Genomic DNA, 16,784 nt, shown 5'->3' on the forward strand with positions numbered 1-16,784 from the left:
GTGCTCGGCCCGGCGCAGCGCCTCCAGCTCGCGGGCTGTCCGGCTGTGCTCGGCCACGAGGGCGTCGAGCCGGGCGTCGCCGGCCCGGCGGCCGCCCGCGAAGCCGCCCCCGGCCCCCAGCAGCAGCCCGACGAGAAAGAGCAGCATGGTCGTGGCGTCCATGGTGCACAGGCAATCACGGACGTCCGACACTTTTCCGGAGGAACCGCCGGCAGCGCCCCGGCCACCTGACGACGACCGGCTCACCGGAGGCCGCCGACGGGCCCGGAGAGTGCCCCCGGCCGGGTGCGCGCAGCTCCTGGCCGACCGCGGCCAGCGCGGTCAAGGTGGCCCGCTCAGGCGCCCGCCGCGGCGCCGGGAACGAGCGGATGCACCCGGAAGCTGCCACAGAAAGTGACAGACTGTGGCAGATCGAGGCTGTGGGTGTCACCCGGCGGGGTCACCCGCAGACCGGTGTAGGACGGGCAGGCCGTCTGGTTCCCGGACGGGACGACCGTCCACTCGACACCGGCGGAGGCGCTGCCGTTCGGCTCCAGCACGACACGCCGCTGCTCGGTCACCGGGAAGATGGAGCCGATGGTGCTGCGGGCGGCGTCCGCGGCGTCCCGGCCCGTGGCGTCCCGGGCGGCCACCCCCGGATAGCCGGTGAGGGCACAGGCGTCGCGCGTCCCGTTCGTGAACACGATCACCAGGCCCTGGTGGCCCATGCCGCTGCCGCCGGGCGGCGGGGCGGTCGACAACTGCAGGTCCGCGGCGGTGCAGCGGCCCGGGACGGCGCTCACGCCGGCGCCTCCGGTGCCACCGGTACCGGTACCGGCGCGGGTACCGGTACCGGTACCCGCGGCCACCGGCGCGTTCGCCGGCGCCGTGCCCCCGGCCCCCGGCGGGAGGGACGGGCCCACCCCGGCGGCTCCTGGACCCGCGCCGTCCGCGCCGGCGCAGGCCGCGCACGCCACCGCGGCCGCGAGGACGGCCAACGCCCGCGCGGCCGCTCTCCCGGCCCCGCCACCCCCGCCGGCTCCACCGGTCCTACCGGCTCCACCGGTCCTACCGGCTCCACCGGTCCTACCGGCCAGGCCGGCCCTGCCGTCCTCACAGGCACCGTAGGTCTTGTGGGCCCCACCTCTGCCGCTCTCACCCAGGACGAGTTTCATGGGCCTCACCCTCCCGCCATGCCACCAGCGGCTACACCTCCTCGATGTTGCCCTCCGGCGGCACGGGATGGAAGCCGGCGGCACGCAACGGCACAGGACGGGCGGCGGGTTCCGGGCCCGGCGGGCGCGGCCCTGTTCGGTGCGGCGGCCCGTGGCCGATGGCCACCGGCGGCCGGCGGCCGGCAGGCGACGCGGCCGGCACCGTAGACTGCGGCCCCATGGGCCTGTCGATCGGGATCGTCGGACTACCCAACGTCGGCAAGTCGACCTTGTTCAACGCGCTGACCCGCAACGACGTGCTGGCCGCGAACTACCCGTTCGCCACCATCGAGCCGAATGTCGGCGTCGTCGGGGTTCCCGACCCCCGGCTCGACCGGCTCGCCGAGGTCTTCCACAGCGCCCGCACGGTGCCGGCGACGGTGAGCTTCGTCGACATCGCCGGCCTGGTCCGCGGCGCCTCCGAGGGGCAGGGGCTCGGCAACAGGTTCCTGGCCAACATCCGCGAGTCGGACGTGGTCTGCCAGGTCGTCCGGGTCTTCTCCGACCCGGACGTCGTCCACGTGGACGGCCGGGTCGACCCCGCCGACGACATCGCCACCATCAACACCGAGCTCGTCCTCGCCGACCTGCAGACCATCGACGCGCGCCTGCCCAGACTGGAGAAGGAAGCCCGGGCCGACAAGGGCAAGCAGGGCCTGCTCGCCGCCATGAAGCACGCCCGCGAGGTGCTCGACGCCGGCCGCACCCTCTCGTCCGAACCGGGTGTGGACACGGCGGCGCTGCGGGAGCTGTTCCTGCTGACGGCCAAGCCGTTCCTGTACGTGTTCAACGTCGACGAGGACGCCCTCGCTGACGAGGGCCGGCGCAAGGAGCTCGCCGCGCTGGTCGCCCCCGCCGACGCGGTGGTGCTGTGCGCGAAGGTCGAGGCCGAGCTCACCGAGCTCCCCGACGAGGACGCCGCCGAGCTGCTGGCCTCCCTCGGGCAGTCCGAGAGCGGCCTGGCGCAGCTGGCCCGGACCGGCTTCCACACGCTGGGCCTGCAGACCTACCTGACAGCCGGGCCGAAGGAGGCGCGGGCCTGGACGATCAAGGCCGGCGCGACCGCACCGGAGGCCGCGGGCGTCATCCACACCGACTTCCAGCGCGGCTTCATCAAGGCCGAGGTGGTCTCCTTCGACGACCTGACGGCGGCGGGCTCGATGGCCGCCGCCCGCGCCGCCGGCCGCGTCCGCGTCGAGGGCAAGGACTACGTCATGGCCGACGGCGACGTTGTCGAGTTCCGTTTCAACGTGTAGCCCCGCCTCCGCCGGTCAGTGGCGGATCAGCCGTTTCCGGTCGGCGCCCCAGACGTCCCAGGCGGATTTCCGGTTGCCGGTGATGTCGTTGTCCTCGAAGCGCCCGGCACCGTTGTCGTAGACGAACACGCCGTGTTCCTGGGAGTTGGTGATGCGGTTGCGGCGGACCGTCGGGTTCCCGCCGGACTCCACAGCGATGTTGGACCGGGTGTTGCCGGTGATGTCGTTGTCCTCGAACAGCCCGGCGCCGTTGTCGTAGACGTGCACGCCGGCGTTCTGGGAGCTGGTGATGCGGTTGCCACGGACCGTCGGGTTCCCGCCCGACGCCACGGTGACGTTGGGCCAGGTGTTGCCGGTGATGTCGTTGTCCTCGAACAGCCCGGCGCCGTTGTCGTGGACGAACACGCCGCTTCGCCGGGAACTGGTGATGCGGTTGCGGCGGACCGTCGGGTTCCCGCCGGACTCCACGGTGATGTTGGACCGGGCGTTGCCGGTGATGTCGTTGTCCTCGAACAGCCCGGCGCCGTTGTCGTGGACGAAGACGCCGCTTCGCTGGGAGTTGGCGATGCGGTTGCCGCGCACTCTCGGATTCCCGCCCGAGGCCACCACGATGTTGGACCGGACGTTGTCGGTGATGTCGTTGTCCTCGAACAGCCCGGCGCCCTTGCCGTGGACGTGCACGCCGCGGCCGGACACGTAGTGGACACGGCAGCGGTGGACGTGGGGGTCGGCGTCGCCGTGGACGGCCACGCCGGCGGACGCGCTCCCGCTGATGTCGCAGCCGTCCAGGACGAGCCGGCCGGTGCGGATGTCGACCACCGGCGCCTCGCCCGGCTGCCCGGTCGCCCGCAGCGTCAGCCCGCGCACCGACCCGTTCGCCGCGGTGAACACCACCACGCTGCCCGCGCCGGCCACCACGGTGATCTCCTCGACCGGCCCGTCCCCGACGATCTCCAGCGGCTTGTCGAGGATGAGCGGCCCGGGGTAGAGCCCGGGGCGGATCACGATCCGGTCGCCGGGCCGGGCGGCGCGGACCGCCGCGTCCACGGTGGAGAAGTCCCCCCGGCCCAGCGCGTCGACCACGTGTACCTCTACCGGGTGCGCCCGCACCGGACGCCCGGCGCGGTGACCCGCCGCGCCGTCGCCGGGCGTGCCGGGGAAGCTCCTCCCGGGCGCCGGCGCGCCTACGGCGAGCGCGTCGCGGATGCGGCGGGCCAGCACGGCTGTCGCCCGGCGGCTGCCCGGGCTCGACAGGTCGTGGAAGCGGCGTTCCCGCCAGTCGGTGTACTGCCGGGCGGCCAGCGCGGTGAGCAGGGCGTCGCCGGCGGCCCGTCCCGGTGTTTCCAGCTCCGGGACGCTGATCCAGTACACCGGTAGGATCAGGTCGGTACGGTCGAGCTGGCGTTCCCGGTCGACGAAACGGGCCAGCTCCCGCTGGCACTGCGGGCTGGCCACGAACGCCGGGGTCACGATCGGTATGAAGAACGTGACCGCGTCCAGGGAGCGGTTGATTCGTTCCTCCCAGGCCTGGCCCCAGGCGATGTCGTCCCGGTCCTGGAAGATCTGTAGCTCGCGGCGCCCGGTCTGCGCGCGCAGCTCGCCCTCGAGCCGCCGCCGGAACGCTGTGATCAGGCCGCTGTCGTGCTCGTCGTCGTCGTGTGCGTAGCTCAGGAAGGCCGCTGGCTCACCATCCGATCGACCCGCCACCCGTGCTCCCCGACAGTTCTCCGGCCAACGATTCAACAACTCATTGTGTACTCTATGTGATCATTACTGGACGGAGGGTAGTTGATTGCGGGTGGGGCAGGTCATGTGCCGGCGTCGCTCGGGTCCGCGATGCCGTGCTGGCGCAGGATGTCGGAGATCCGGGACGCCAGGGCGATGTCGAGGTCGGTGACACCCCCTTGTGAGTGGGTCCAGACTGTGAAGATCGTCATTCCGGGCACCTGATCAATAACGGGGTGATGGTTCATCTCGTTCGCGACAGTCGAGATCTTCCTGACCGCCTCGCTGGCGGTCTCCTCGTCCATGGCGACCCTGCGGACGATCGTCGATGTGTCGCCGCTCCACCCCGGCAGCGCGCTAAGGGCGTCGGCCACGCGGTGTGCGTCCAGCTTGGTGGGCATGGAGGAACCTCCGTCTGGTCCGGCCGGGCGGCCGTCGGATGGTGGCCGCCCGTGCCGTGCGTCCGCTGTGTCTGCTGTGCGTCCTCTTCGTGGCAGGCAGAGCCTGCTCGTTACGGAGCCCGCTCGTTACAGTGTCGTTCGTTATGAAGTCGTCCGGCATCCCGCGCGTGGTGGTGGCAGCGGCACTTGTTGATGTTCAGGGGCGGGTGCTGGCATGCTGTAGGCGAGGTCCGTCCGCGCTCGCCGGCGGCTGGGAGTTCCCCGGCGGCAAGGTCGAGCCCGGTGAGGACGAGGCCGCCGCTCTCGTCCGCGAGTGCCGGGAGGAGCTCGGGGTCGACATCGAGGTCGGCGCGCTCCTCGGCGAGGTGCCACTGCCGGCGGACGGCTGGGTGCTGCGGGTGCGTTTCGGGCGGATCGTCACGGGCGAGCCCAGGCTGATCACGCATTCGGCGCACCGCTGGCTCGCGCGGGACGAGCTCGACGACGTCCCCTGGCTGGCCCCGGACGCGCCGCTCATCGAAGATCTTCGCCGGCGCCTGGGCGCGACGTCGCCGGACACCCGGTCCGGCATCTGACCCGGCTTCGGTGCCTGGTCCGGTGCCTGCCTGGTCCGGTGTCTGGCTGGTCCGGTGTCTGGCTGGTCCGGTGTCTGGCTGGTCCGGTGTCTGGCTGGTCCGGCATCGGATCCGGCATCTGGCCGGGGCCCTGTCCGGGCCGGCGCTGGGCCGGCGGCGGGCTGCTAAAGTCAACGGATAGTTTCGATGATTACACTTTCTGTTGCCATCGACCGTCAGGTCGCCGGTATCCGTACCATGATGGTGGACACTCGCGGGCCGGGTCCGGATACGACGGTCTTCCAGACGCTCCCGCCTGGCGCGCGGCGTGTCCCGTCAGGTAGGACGGTGCGTCCCACCTGACGGGTCGGCGCGACCGCTGGCCGGCATCACCGTTGTCCGGCATCACTAGTCCAGGGGCGGCCGCCCCACGTCCCCACCGGAGCCTGTCACCGTGTCTGTCCGTGCCGATCTGCGTAATGTTGCGATCATCGCCCATGTCGACCACGGCAAGACGACGCTCGTCGACGCGATGCTGCGGCAGTCCGGTGCCTTCGGCGAGCACTCCGAGGCCACCGACCGGGTGATGGACTCGATGGACCTCGAGCGCGAGAAGGGCATCACGATCCTCGCCAAGAACACCGCGGTCCAGTACGGCGACGTCACGATCAACATCGTGGACACGCCGGGCCACGCGGACTTCGGCGGCGAGGTCGAACGCGGCCTGTCCATGGTGGACGGGGTCGTGCTGCTCGTCGACGCGAGCGAGGGGCCGCTGCCGCAGACCCGGTTCGTCCTGCGCAAGGCGCTGGAGGCCCGGCAGCCGGTCATCCTGGTCATCAACAAGGTGGACCGCTCCGACGCCCGGATCGCGGAGGTCGTCGACGCCACCTACGAGCTCTTCCTCGACCTGGACGCGGACGAGACCCAGATCGACTTCCCGATCGTCTACTGCAACGCCAAGGCCGGCCGGGCCTCGCTCGACCGCCCCGCCGACGGCGGCAACCCCGACTCGCCCGACCTCAAGCCGTTGTTCGACGTGCTGTTGACCACCATCCCGGCGCCGGTCTACGACCCCGAGGCGCCCCTGCAGGCGCTGGTCACCAACCTCGACGCGTCGCCCTACCTCGGGCGGCTGGCGCTGTGCCGCATCCACAACGGGACGCTGCGGCGCGGGCAGACCACCGCGCTGTGCCGCGCCGACGGCCGCGTCGACCGGGTAAAGATCACCGAGCTGCTGGTCACGAAGGCGCTGGAGCGGGTGCCGGGCGAGCAGGCGGGGCCCGGCGACATCATCGCCGTCGCCGGCATCCCCGACATCATGATCGGCGAGACGCTGGCCGACCCGGACGACCCCCGGCCGCTGCCCGTCATCACCGTGGACGAGCCGTCGATCAGCATGACGATCGGCATCAACACCTCCCCGCTCGCCGGCAGGTCCGGCACGAAGTTGACCGCGCGGCTGCTGCGCAACCGGCTGGACGCCGAGCTGGTCGGCAACGTCTCCATCCGGGTGCTGCCGACGCAGCGGCCGGACACCTGGGAGGTCCAGGGCCGCGGCGAGCTGGCGCTGGCGATCCTGGTGGAGCTGATGCGCCGGGAGGGCTTCGAGCTGACCGTCGGCAAGCCGCAGGTCGTCACCAGGGAGATCGACGGCAAGCGGCACGAACCGGTCGAGCGGCTCACCATCGACGCTCCCGACGAGTACCTCGGGACGCTCACCCAGCTGCTGGCGGTCCGCAAGGGACGCCTCGAGCAGATGATCAACCACGGCACCGGCTGGATCCGGATGGAATACCGGGTGCCGGCCCGGGGGCTGATCGGCTTCCGCACCGAGTTCCTGACCGAGACCCGCGGCACCGGGCTCATGCACCACGTCTTCGACTCCTACGAGCCGTGGTTCGGCGAGTTGCGCACCCGGGCGACGGGGTCGATGGTGGCCGACCGCGCCGGCGTGGCGACCGCCTACGCCCTGTACAACCTGGGGGAGCGCGGCACCCTGTTCATCGGGCCAACCACCGACGTCTACGAGGGCATGATCGTCGGGGAGAACTCCCGCGCGGACGACATGGACGTCAACCCCACCAAGGAGAAGAAGCTGACCAACATGCGTTCGTCCACCGGGGACGAACTGGTGCGGCTGACCCCGCACCGGCAGCTCTCCCTCGAGCAGGCGCTGGAGTTCTGCCGCGAGGACGAGTGCGTCGAGGTCACCCCCGGCCCGGTCCGGCTGCGCAAGGTCGCGCTGACCGCGGCCGAGCGGGAGAAGCTCCGCTCCCGCCGCCGCGCCAACTGACCCCGACGGCCGCGGCAGCCCCGGACCGAGGCCGGCCGTTGCCAGGGCCCGCTATCGTCGGCCGTTTCGATATTTTTCCCGGAAGTATTTCTCGCACAGGAACGCTATCGGGATGCCGGCCGCCGTGAGGGCATCCCGATGGTGCCACCAGTCGCTGTCCGTGCCGACCGCGATACGAGCTCCGCCGTGTGCGGCGGCTGTCGCCACGAACTTGCGGTCGGACGGATCGAAGTCGGCGAGAGCGGCGTCGTCCGGGAATTCCAGAAAATTTCCTTCGGCGTCCGGTGTGATCTCGACCCGGCTGCAGCATGCCTCGTTGTACTGGTTGTTCTGCGCCCAGCGAAAGAAGGCGTCGCCGATGCCGGGCTGGCCGGAGAAGTTCAGATGCCTGGCATATTCAGCTGTGATGAGACCGAGCGTGTCCAGCACGATTCCGCCGTGGGCGACCAGGTCCTGTAACAGGCCGATGCAGGCCAGCTCGCATTCCGCCGGCCATTCGTCACGGCCGTTGGCCACGATGGCGACGCCCGTGCCGACGACATGTTCCGGCGTCGGCTGCCAGACGCCGGGTCGTGGTCAGGCATCCGTGCCTCCGCGGGCTGTGCGCAGCCGATGCTCGGCAGACAGGCGCGCGACCGTCGCGATGTCGCTGAAGTCGTCCCCGAAGAATCCGTCGGGCCAGTTCCTGATATTGCCGGTCTCGTCCAGCTCCAGCTCTCGTAGCACTGATCCGTCCGGGCCGTACTCCACGAAGTAGAGCGCTACGTCGCCAGCGGTCACGACTCCCTCGGCAAGGCGACGCTGCAACCGCCGTAGCAGATGTTCGCTGTGGCTTTCGATCAGGAACTGAACGCCCTGCGTCCGCGCGGCGTCGATGAAAACGTCGGCCAGCTGTGACTGGACGCTCGGATGCAGGTGGATCTCGGGCTGCTCGAAGATGACCGTGCCGCTTCTCTCGGCATAATACGACTGGACGAGCACGGGGAGGATCTGGGAGACACCGAATCCGACGTCGGTCAGCAGTACCTCGGGGGAGTCAGGCCGTGTCCGCACCACCAGCTCGAATATCCGCCGTCCCGCGACGAGCTCCCGCAGTTCGAACGAATGGATGACCTTCATGTCCCGCAGCCAGCGCCCGACCTGTTCCGGTAGGGACGCGCCGCTGCCGTCCCGCACCGGGCCCGAGACGGAGCCGGCGGTTATCTGTGCGGCCAGCAGCGCCTCGACCGCCCGCTCGCCCTTCTTCCCGACATCGGACGGGACGGTGCCCGTCCACAGGTAGCTTCTTCTCGGGTTCTCCCGCATCGGGCCGACGTATGAGATCTTGGCCAGGGCTCGTTCGAACTCGTATTCCAGACCGCCGAGTGCGTTTATCTCGGTGGGTGGGATATCGTCGAGTTCCGGGAATCCATAGAATCTTGTCGGAACTCCGAGATTGTGTCTTTCGCTGTGGCTGACGCTGTGCAGGCGGTAGGAGTCCGGTCCGTTCCGATTCACCGAGAAATACTCGTTCGCGATCGAGTAGCCGAAGTTGTCGACGGCAAGTGGTCCGTCGGGGGCCTGTATGATCTTCGCGTCGAAGTGCAGTGGGGCATAGTAGTCGTCCAGGAGGATGAAGCCTTCGAGGAGGTCGGTTCTTTCGCCGGTCCAACTGATGGTGAACGACAGGCTGTCGGCTGCCCGGTGGTTGTGAACAAGATCGTTGAAGGTGCCCAGTTCGACGAGGGAGTTTGCGTCACCGAGGTCGAGAACGCGCCGGCGGTCGGTGTTGGCCGCGCTCTGTCTGAGTAGCAGCAGGAGTTGGATCAGGCTGGTCTTTCCGGAGCTGTTCGCCCCGAACAACACGGTGACCGGGGCGAGTCTGATGGCACCGGAGTCCCGCCAGCTCTTGAAATTCTGTATGCGCAGGCCGGTCAACATGGTTCCCTCCTTCGAGGATCTCCGTCTATTCTGACAGAGCGTGAGCACCGGCTCCGATGTGCGTCGTGCGTGGCAGACCATGGCAACGTGGGGCGCCGGTCCCCGGGGCGGTGCCACGGCGGTCGGGCCTGCGGGCTAGGTCGGTTCGGTCGTCATGCTGCTTTCCCGACCGGCTGATCTCCACTTGGCCGTGGCTGACCGTGCCGTACAACATGCCGTGTCCGCGACGGTACCCGGACGGCAGCGGGAAACCGCAGTCGCCAGGAGGCCGTGCCACGCCGGGGGAACGCGCTGGCGTGCACCAAATCATAATTAATCATAGCACATCATGATATATAGGGATCAAAGCGGACAATATCGAAATATCAGTCAAAGCGTCAGCCGCTGTGGAGGGTGTGTTCGATGAGGAGGGCCGCGCCGAGCTCGAGGATGTCCTCGGACAGCGGTCTGCCCAGCAGTTCCTTGGCCTGTGCGAGCCGGTAGCTGACCGTCTTGTGGTGCACGTGCAGCAGCCGGGCGGTGCGTGTTCTGCTGCATCCCTGGGAAAGGAACGTCAGCAGCGTTTCGCGCAGCCGCCGGCAGTCCTCGTTGCGGCGGCCGAGGGCGCCGAGACGTTCGTCCGCGAGCCGCTGGGCGCGCCCGGGGTCGGCGCACAGCAGCGCGGCGAGTTCGACGTCACGGTGCCGGACCACGCCGGCGCCGGCCTGCCCGCTCAGCCGTGCGACGCGCTCGGCATCGCGGGCCTGGTAGTGGGACCGGCGGAACCCGGCCCGGCCCCGTCCCACGGATCCCATGCCGCCGAGCGTTCCGACCAGCGGAGTAGCCGCGATCCTGGCCAGGGTGTCCTCGTCCGGCCGGGCCGGCCAGCCGAACCAGGCCCACCACGTGCCGTCGCCCACCGGCAGCGTGAGCACCGCTGACGCGGCCGCGGCGCCCAGGTCGTCCAGCGCGCGCCGGACGTCGCCACCGGCGCCGGTCGGCGCGAGCACCATTGCCACGTGATGGGCCCGCACGTCGTAGCGGAGCAGTGAGCTCACCGCGATCTCGTCCACCGGGTCGTCGGCGACGAGCTCACAGATGAGGTCGCTGGGCGCGCGGTGCTGGAAGACACGCGGGACGTGCCCGCCGAACTCGGCGTGGTACTCGTCGACCAGGTGCGCGCAGGAGTGGTCGACGAACGTGAAGATGTGCTGGGAGGACAGCGACAGGACCTCGCGCAGCAGGTCGAGGTCGGCCACCCGTTCGCCGACGTGGGCGCTCCACATCTGCCAGAGCAGCCCGTGGCCGTAGTGGTAGGCGCGCAGCAGGTCGGTGACGTCCCCGCCGCCGAGGATCGAGTGGCGCAGCAGGTTGCGGGCGCCCAGGGGCGGCTCGATCGCCGTGGCCGGGATGCCGAAGGCCAGCGTGGAGAAGATCGCACCGACGTTCTGGTCGGTGCTCTCGCGCACCGCGTCGACGGCCGCCGGCGTCCGGTTCGGTACCAGGGTCGGCTGGCCGGCGAGAACCTGTTCGGTGATCTCGGCGGCGATCTCGGTGGAGCGCAGCAGCAGTTCGTGTGCGCAGCGCTGGATCGCTTCCGTGGCGGATGCGTACTCGGCCGGTTTCGGAGCGTCTAACGCGGGCTCCGTGTCGCGCTTCCCGGGCATCGGCCGAGCGTAACAGTTTCTCCGGTGAGAAGTGGTGTACGTCACATCAAGCTTGTCCCTTCTGCCGGCTCCCCTGCTCCGTTCGGGACAGCCCACCCCCGCGCCGCGGGATACCGCCGGTCGTCGCTGGCGGTCCGGGTGACGCCCGTCCCGCAGCCTTGCCAGTGCCGGATATTGGCGCACCGATCGTGCTCCGCCACAATTCCTGCCAACAGGAAAACCGGCGCGGCCGAAGCAGGTGAAAACCTTTCCCGCCGCGTGGGAACACATACCCGACGATGCGGGGGCCCGCATGCTGACCGCTGAAAAAATCCTACCCCGGGGCCATGACAAAAACGCGCCCCAGCCGGCCTGGATCGAAGATCTGCGTGGCCGCTACACCACCGAGAGGGAGATCGACGCGATTCTCACCCGTCGGCTCGGGCGACGCGCCGGCCCGGGTTATGCGCCGCAGTCCCTGGCCACGCTGCGGGCCGGTGTGGAGGCGCTGCTGCACGACGAACTCGACGAGCCCTTCACCGTCCTCGACACCCGCTGGCTGACCGGCGGCGCGTCGAAGGTGCAGATGGCCTTCACCCTCGACTGGGTCGAACCGGGTGTCGGCCGCACCCGGACACCGATGGTCCTGCGGATGGAACCGGCCGAGTCGATCGTCGAGACCAGCCGATTACGGGAGTTCCAGCTGATCAGGGCCATGCGGGGGGTCGTGCCGGTGCCCCCGGCGTACTGGGTCGACGCGGACGGCAGCCACCTGCCCTATCCGGCACTGATCTACGGTTTCGCGCCGGGGGCGACCAGGCCCTCGACGGCGACCAGCGGTGTCAGCGGGCTCGGCATCAACTTCGGGCCCGCGTTGCGCGGCCCGCTGGCCTCGCAGTTCGTCGAGCACCTCGCCGCCGTCCACACGTTCGACTTCAGCGGCGCGCAGCTCGGCGCATTTGACGTCCCGCAGGCCGGGACGCAGAGCGTGGAATGGGGCCTGAACTGGTGGGCCCGCGTCTGGGAGGAGGACTGCGGCGAGGAGGTGCCCCTGATGAACCTCGCCGCCCACTGGATGCGCCAGAACATGCCGCCGGCCGACCGCATCTGCGTCGTCCACGGCGACTACCGGGCGGGGAACTACCTGTTCACCGAGGCCGACGCCCGCATCACGGCGTTGCTGGACTGGGAACTCGGCCGGCTCGGCGACCGCCACCAGGACCTCGCCTACCTGGCCACCCCCGTCTTCGGTCACCTCGCGGAGGACGGCGCCACCTTCCTGGCCAGCGGCCTGCTGCCGCCCGACGAGCTCTACGAGGCGTACGAGAAGGCGTCGGGGCTCACCGTCGACCCCCGCCGGCTGCATTTCTACAAGATATACAACGCGTTCTTCCTCGCTGCCCTGACGCTCGGGACGGGATATCGGATCGCTCGCGGTGGGAAAACGCACCAGGACGTTCTCGTAGCCTGGCTGATCGGGATTGGGAGTCTGTTGCTGGACGAGATACGCATGCTTCTCGAGAAAGGTTTCTGACAATGATGGTGCGCCCTGACACCCAGCTCCGGACGATTATCAGGGCAATGACGGAGGTTGTCCTGCCCGCGGTCGACCCGGCCAACCAGATGGCCCAGGAACAGGCCCAGGTGGTGGTCGGCACCCTCCTGCTGATGGCCGAGCGGTTACCCCTGCAGTTCCAGTTCGACCGCGACGAGCTACAGCGGCTGACCGACTTCGCCGAACAGCTCGCGGGGGTGGCGAGCGGGGGGCCGCGGACGTCGGATCTGATCACCCGTCTCGCCGCGGACGCGCGGGCCGGCAGAGACGTCCTGGAACGCGCGAAGGCCGACCCCGCCGAGCTGGTGGACACCGTCCGCCAGCTACGGGCCGTCGCGGGCGCCGTCGTCGACACCGTCTTTGCCGACGCCGCCGCCGCGCCCTGCCGCGACGCGGTATGGCACGAGGTACTGACCATGTCCCGCGATCAGCTCCTCCGGGAGCGGGCGTGGGTCCTGCCCCAGGGGTTCGAGCAGGACCCGTCGAGCCTGCCGTCCCTCGACAGCCTCCTCGGGACGGCCGCTGCCACCGGATAAAGCCCCCACCTGGTCACCCGGCGCCGGCCTTACGCGTCCCGGCGTCCCGGCGTCCCGGCCATGACCGCTGGGCCGATCCGTGGCCCCGACCGGCCCAGCCGTCCCGTCCGTGCCTGCTGTCCGCGTCCTGTCCTGTCCGGTCCCGGTCCTGTCCTGTCGATGACCGTTCCGCGGACGGAGTACGAGCCGAAGGAAACGTCATGAGTGCCGATCTCGCACGCTTCGAGGGTGTCGTCTCGGACGACAACCAGCCTCTGTGGAACCAGAGCTACTACCTGAACTTCTACGACCCGCGGACCCGCATCGGCTGCTTCGTCCGGATGGGTCTGCTGGAGAACCAGCGGCACGCCAACAACTGGCTGATCGTCTTCCGGGACGGCCTGCCGGTCTTCGTCCGCACGAACCTCACCCTGCCCTACACCGACGACCGCCCGGAGAAGGGCGTCACCCTGGCGGGTGTGCACGTGCGGTCGCTGTCCCCGCTGTCGAGCACCCGGGTGACGTTCGCCGAAGGCGACTTCGGCCTCGATCTGCGGTGGGACACGATCTACCCGCTTGCCGACTGCATCGCCCTGACCCGGGACGCGGAGGGCTCGTTCGCCCGGGAGATGGCCCAGGTCCATCTGGAGGGCCCCTGCACGGTCGCCGGGCAGGTCACCGTCCGGGGCAGGCGGACCGAGGTCGCCGGCAGCGGGTTTCGTGACGTCGCCGCTGGTGTCCGTAACTGGGACGGTGTCCGGCACTACCGTCTCGCCTGGCCGGTCTTTGACGACGGCACGGCGTTCGCCGGCGTCCACGGCGTGTCGACCGGGGGCGCCGACGCCTACATGCGGATGTTCCACGACGGCCGGCAGTGGCTGCGCGTCACCCGTATCGACGATCACAACGAGTACGCGCCCGGCCCCTTCCAGGTCTCGCGAATGGACTGGGCGTTCACCGACGAGAAGGGGCGGACGTCCGGTTTCACCGCCCGGCCGCTGTTCAGCTGGTTGCTGCCCCAGGACTCGTTCGTGATCTGTGAGCAGATGATGGAGTACCGCCTGGCCGACGGCACGCTCGGCTACGGCCTGTGCGAGGGCGGTTTCCGGCTGCCATGGAGCGTCCCGAGCCCGGCCGGGCAGCCCGACGGGAGCAGCCAGGTGGCTGTGGGCAGCGGGCAGGGCGGTGGCTGACGGCGCCGGCTGGCAGCAGCGGTTGGCGGCACCGACTGATCGAGCTGGACACACCCTGCCCCGCCCGCGGTCGTCGATCTCGTACGGTCGTCGATGTGAATGCCATCGGTGCGGATATCCCGGGGGACGCTCCCGGGGACGTCGCCAGTCGCCTCCCCGGAGATACGGTGTCCGCCCGCCGTCCGGCCGGGCCGCCGGCGCGGCGGATCGTGTTCGTGCACGCGCATCCCGATGACGAGGTGATCGGTACGGGCGTGACCATGGCGTCCTACGCGGCGGCGCCGGACACCGCGGTCACCCTGGTCACCTGCACGCTGGGGGAGATGGGCGAGGTGCTCGTCCCGGGGCTGGCCAACCTGCGGTCGGATCTCGGCGACCAGCTCGGCGGGTACCGGATGGGGGAGCTGGCCGCGGCCTGCGCGGCGCTCGGCGTCAGCGACCAGCGCTTCCTCGGCGGGGCCGGCCGCTGGCGGGACAGCGGCATGATGGGGACCCCGGGCAACGACGACCCCCGCTGCCTGTGGCGGGCCGACCTCGACGTCGTCACCGCCGCGCTCGTCGGCATCGTCCGGGAGGTCCGCCCGCAGGTGCTCGTCAGCTACGACGCGAACGGCGGCTACGGGCATCCCGACCACATCCGCGCCCATCAGGCCACCGTGCGCGCGTTCGACGCGGCGGCCGACCCGGGCTTCGCACCCGAGGCCGGCCCGCCGTGGCAGCCGCTGAAACTGTACGAGACAGCCATGCCGCGCTCGGTGCTCCAGGCCGGGATCGACTACTTCCGCTCGGCGGGCACCGGCCAGGAGCTGCTCGCCGGGGTGGAGTCGGCCGAGGACGTGCCGATGACGGTGCCGGACGAGGCCGTCACCACCGAGATCGAGGCGAATCCCTACTATGAGGCGAAGGTCGCGGCGATGCGGGCGCACGCCACCCAGATGACGACGGACGGCTTCTTCTTCGCGCTGGCGGACGGTATCGGCCATCGTGCGTGGGGTACCGAGCACTACGTCCTCACCCGGGGCAGGCGCGGGCCGGGCGCCGGGCCGTACGGGCGGGAGACCGACCTGTTCGCGGGGGTGGATCTCGATGTCCGTGACTGATCGCCGAGCCGGTCGGGCGAGCGGGGCGGGACATGGCCGGGATGGCCGGGATGGCCGGGATGGCCGGGGCGGCCGCGCGGGCGGGGGGCACATGGCCGGTGAAGATCTTGAAATGTCCCGCCTGTTCCTGGGCTCGGCCTACACGTTCGGTGCCTTCGGGGGGCTTGGGCTCGGCCTCTACGGGGTGTTCCTCGTGCCCGCGGGCCCGCGTACCGGCGGGGTGCTGCTGTCGGTCGGCGTCGCCGTCGCCGTGGTCGGGAACACGGGCCTGGCGGTGCTGGCGCGCTGGCTGACCGGCACCCGGCTCGGCGCCGTGATCCCGCTGGCCGGCTGGGTGCCGGTCGTGCTGTGGCTGGCCGCCGCGCGTCCCGAGGGGGACCTGCTGCTGCAGGCCAAGGCCGCCGGATACCTGTTCATGGTCCTCGGCGCGCTCGCGCCGGTGGTCGTGGCGATGATCGGGCTGCCGCCGCGCGGCCTGTCCGCCGTGCCGCTGCCCGGCCCGCGCGGCCGGTGACCGCCGCGGCCCGGCCCGGTCCGGACACGGCCGGTCCTTCGGCCCCGCCGGCTTCCCGGCTTCCCGGCTTCCCGCCTTCCCGGGCTTCGCCCCGGAGTTGGCCGAGCCCGGCTCCGGGCCCGTTGAGCCCAGCTCGGGGCCAGCCCTGGGCCAGCCTCGGGGCCAGCCCAGGGCCTGCTTCAGGAGCTGGGTCAGTTCAGGCGCGCCCGGGCGGCATGCGCGGCCTCGCGGGCGGCCGCCGCGGCGGCCGGCTCCAGCGGCCCGACCGCGTCGGCGAACGCCGTGAGATCCTCGGCGCCGCCCAGGAAGTCGCCGAGACGCACGCGCAGCTCCCCGCGCTCCCGGCGCAGGTGCACCGGGTGGTGGGGCAGCAGCAGGGACAGCTCGACGGCCCACAGCCGTGTCGTGGTGGCCTCCGTCCGGGCCGCCCAGACCCGGATGTTGCCCAGCACCCGCATCAGCAGGTCCACCGGGCCCATCGGCGCGAGGTACGCGCGGGTGAACGGCGCCCCGGTGGAGCGGACCCGTTCCGCGGCCTCGTGCACCGTGATCAGCCGGCCGCCGCAGAACGGGTCGACCAGGACGTTGCGGCCGGGCGAGCCGATACCGACGATGACGTGTCCGGGCAGCCCGACGGGATAGGCCGGGATCCCGAGGCGGCGGGCGACCTCCACCCAGACCACGGACAGCATGATCGGCAGGCCGCGCCGGCGGCGGAGCACCGAGCTGAGCAGAGAGGAGGACAGGCTGTCATAGTCCGCGGGGTCACCGTGGAATCCGCCTCGTACCCCGAGCGACTGCCGCAGGATCTCGGCGGCGGTGCGCACGTCCAGGCCGGCGAGCGTCTGGCCGGCGGCCGGCCCTTCCGCCGTGCCGGCGGCCGCGCCACCGGCGCCGCCAGCGCTGTCGGGGTCCCGAGCGGTGGCATCGGCGAGCC

15 protein-coding genes are annotated in these 16,784 nt (G+C 70.7%); 8 read left to right on the forward strand and 7 right to left on the reverse strand.

Going from position 1 to position 16,784, the window contains the following annotated elements; translation table 11 throughout:
• Nucleotides 1-335 precede the first annotated feature (335 nt).
• The gene (locus NBX02_RS03905) at nucleotides 336-1,154 is read right to left on the reverse strand and encodes a DUF4232 domain-containing protein (RefSeq protein WP_250290033.1); all 819 of its coding nucleotides are present in this window, start codon (nucleotides 1,152-1,154) and stop codon (nucleotides 336-338) included.
• 218 nt (nucleotides 1,155-1,372) lie between these two features.
• Between NBX02_RS03905 and ychF the strand changes: the two genes are divergently transcribed.
• Nucleotides 1,373-2,449, forward strand: a complete 1,077-nt coding sequence (gene ychF, locus NBX02_RS03910) for a redox-regulated ATPase YchF (protein WP_250283570.1) — start codon at nucleotides 1,373-1,375, stop codon at nucleotides 2,447-2,449.
• A gap of 15 nt (nucleotides 2,450-2,464) precedes the next feature.
• Here ychF and NBX02_RS03915 read toward each other — a convergent pair whose 3' ends face one another.
• On the reverse strand, nucleotides 2,465-4,156 hold the full coding sequence (locus NBX02_RS03915; RefSeq protein WP_250283572.1) for a right-handed parallel beta-helix repeat-containing protein: 1,692 nt from the start codon (nucleotides 4,154-4,156) through the stop codon (nucleotides 2,465-2,467).
• Nucleotides 4,157-4,257: 101 nt separating this feature from the next.
• On the reverse strand, nucleotides 4,258-4,575 hold the full coding sequence (locus NBX02_RS03920; protein ID WP_250283574.1) for a 4a-hydroxytetrahydrobiopterin dehydratase: 318 nt from the start codon (nucleotides 4,573-4,575) through the stop codon (nucleotides 4,258-4,260).
• Nucleotides 4,576-4,718: 143 nt separating this feature from the next.
• Here NBX02_RS03920 and NBX02_RS03925 point away from each other — a divergent pair, with 143 nt between their 5' ends.
• Nucleotides 4,719-5,150, forward strand: a complete 432-nt coding sequence (locus NBX02_RS03925; RefSeq protein WP_250283609.1) for a (deoxy)nucleoside triphosphate pyrophosphohydrolase — start codon at nucleotides 4,719-4,721, stop codon at nucleotides 5,148-5,150.
• Nucleotides 5,151-5,583: 433 nt separating this feature from the next.
• A complete protein-coding gene (gene typA / locus NBX02_RS03930; RefSeq protein ID WP_250283576.1) occupies nucleotides 5,584-7,425 on the forward strand; it encodes a translational GTPase TypA in 1,842 nt (613 codons plus the stop codon).
• A gap of 51 nt (nucleotides 7,426-7,476) precedes the next feature.
• Here typA and NBX02_RS03935 read toward each other — a convergent pair whose 3' ends face one another.
• From NBX02_RS03935 to NBX02_RS03945, 3 genes are all read right to left on the reverse strand, one after another.
• Nucleotides 7,477-7,854 carry a hypothetical protein gene (locus tag NBX02_RS03935; protein ID WP_250283578.1) on the reverse strand — a complete coding sequence of 126 codons (378 nt, stop codon included), beginning with the start codon at nucleotides 7,852-7,854 and terminating at the stop codon, nucleotides 7,477-7,479.
• A gap of 147 nt (nucleotides 7,855-8,001) precedes the next feature.
• Nucleotides 8,002-9,345: a DUF3696 domain-containing protein gene (locus NBX02_RS03940; protein WP_250283580.1), complete on the reverse strand. Its 1,344-nt coding sequence runs from the start codon at nucleotides 9,343-9,345 to the stop codon at nucleotides 8,002-8,004.
• Between the two features lie 377 nt (nucleotides 9,346-9,722).
• Nucleotides 9,723-10,991 (reverse strand): helix-turn-helix domain-containing protein, encoded by a 1,269-nt coding sequence (locus NBX02_RS03945; protein WP_250283582.1) that lies wholly within the window; start codon nucleotides 10,989-10,991, stop codon nucleotides 9,723-9,725.
• A 292-nt stretch (nucleotides 10,992-11,283) separates the two neighbouring features.
• Here NBX02_RS03945 and NBX02_RS03950 point away from each other — a divergent pair, with 292 nt between their 5' ends.
• From NBX02_RS03950 to NBX02_RS03970, 5 genes are all read left to right on the forward strand, one after another.
• Nucleotides 11,284-12,504: a phosphotransferase family protein gene (locus NBX02_RS03950; protein ID WP_250283584.1), complete on the forward strand. Its 1,221-nt coding sequence runs from the start codon at nucleotides 11,284-11,286 to the stop codon at nucleotides 12,502-12,504.
• A gap of 47 nt (nucleotides 12,505-12,551) precedes the next feature.
• Nucleotides 12,552-13,061, forward strand: a complete 510-nt coding sequence (locus tag NBX02_RS03955; RefSeq protein WP_250283586.1) for a hypothetical protein — start codon at nucleotides 12,552-12,554, stop codon at nucleotides 13,059-13,061.
• Between the two features lie 200 nt (nucleotides 13,062-13,261).
• A complete protein-coding gene (locus NBX02_RS03960) occupies nucleotides 13,262-14,233 on the forward strand; it encodes a DUF7065 domain-containing protein (protein WP_250283588.1) in 972 nt (323 codons plus the stop codon).
• A 167-nt stretch (nucleotides 14,234-14,400) separates the two neighbouring features.
• A complete protein-coding gene (gene mshB, locus NBX02_RS03965) occupies nucleotides 14,401-15,333 on the forward strand; it encodes an N-acetyl-1-D-myo-inositol-2-amino-2-deoxy-alpha-D-glucopyranoside deacetylase (RefSeq protein WP_250283590.1) in 933 nt (310 codons plus the stop codon).
• Nucleotides 15,334-15,445: 112 nt separating this feature from the next.
• Nucleotides 15,446-15,847: a DUF6113 family protein gene (locus NBX02_RS03970; protein ID WP_445548252.1), complete on the forward strand. Its 402-nt coding sequence runs from the start codon at nucleotides 15,446-15,448 to the stop codon at nucleotides 15,845-15,847.
• Nucleotides 15,848-16,038: 191 nt separating this feature from the next.
• Here NBX02_RS03970 and NBX02_RS03975 read toward each other — a convergent pair.
• Nucleotides 16,039-16,784, reverse strand: a 746-nt coding sequence (locus NBX02_RS03975) for a transglutaminase-like domain-containing protein (RefSeq protein ID WP_250290035.1), incomplete at its 5' end; no start/stop codon positions are given.

The organism is Protofrankia sp. CiP1_Cm_nod1 (genome assembly GCF_920888515.1).
Classification (GTDB): Bacteria; Actinomycetota; Actinomycetes; order Frankiales; family Frankiaceae; genus Protofrankia.

Excerpts from the sequence above, each read along its gene's own strand:
- NBX02_RS03925 (WP_250283609.1), top strand. The coding sequence starts at position 4,719 with ATGAAGTCGTCCGGCATCCCGCGCGTGGTGGTGGCAGCGGCACTTGTT.
- NBX02_RS03955 (WP_250283586.1), top strand. The coding sequence starts at position 12,552 with ATGACGGAGGTTGTCCTGCCCGCGGTCGACCCGGCCAACCAGATGGCC.
- NBX02_RS03970 (WP_445548252.1), top strand. The coding sequence starts at position 15,446 with ATGTCCCGCCTGTTCCTGGGCTCGGCCTACACGTTCGGTGCCTTCGGG.
- NBX02_RS03940 (WP_250283580.1), bottom strand. The coding sequence starts at position 9,345 with ATGTTGACCGGCCTGCGCATACAGAATTTCAAGAGCTGGCGGGACTCC.
- NBX02_RS03960 (WP_250283588.1), top strand. The coding sequence starts at position 13,262 with ATGAGTGCCGATCTCGCACGCTTCGAGGGTGTCGTCTCGGACGACAAC.
- ychF (WP_250283570.1), top strand. The coding sequence starts at position 1,373 with ATGGGCCTGTCGATCGGGATCGTCGGACTACCCAACGTCGGCAAGTCG.
- NBX02_RS03920 (WP_250283574.1), bottom strand. The coding sequence starts at position 4,575 with ATGCCCACCAAGCTGGACGCACACCGCGTGGCCGACGCCCTTAGCGCG.
- NBX02_RS03950 (WP_250283584.1), top strand. The coding sequence starts at position 11,284 with ATGCTGACCGCTGAAAAAATCCTACCCCGGGGCCATGACAAAAACGCG.
- NBX02_RS03905 (WP_250290033.1), bottom strand. The coding sequence starts at position 1,154 with ATGAAACTCGTCCTGGGTGAGAGCGGCAGAGGTGGGGCCCACAAGACC.
- NBX02_RS03945 (WP_250283582.1), bottom strand. The coding sequence starts at position 10,991 with ATGCCCGGGAAGCGCGACACGGAGCCCGCGTTAGACGCTCCGAAACCG.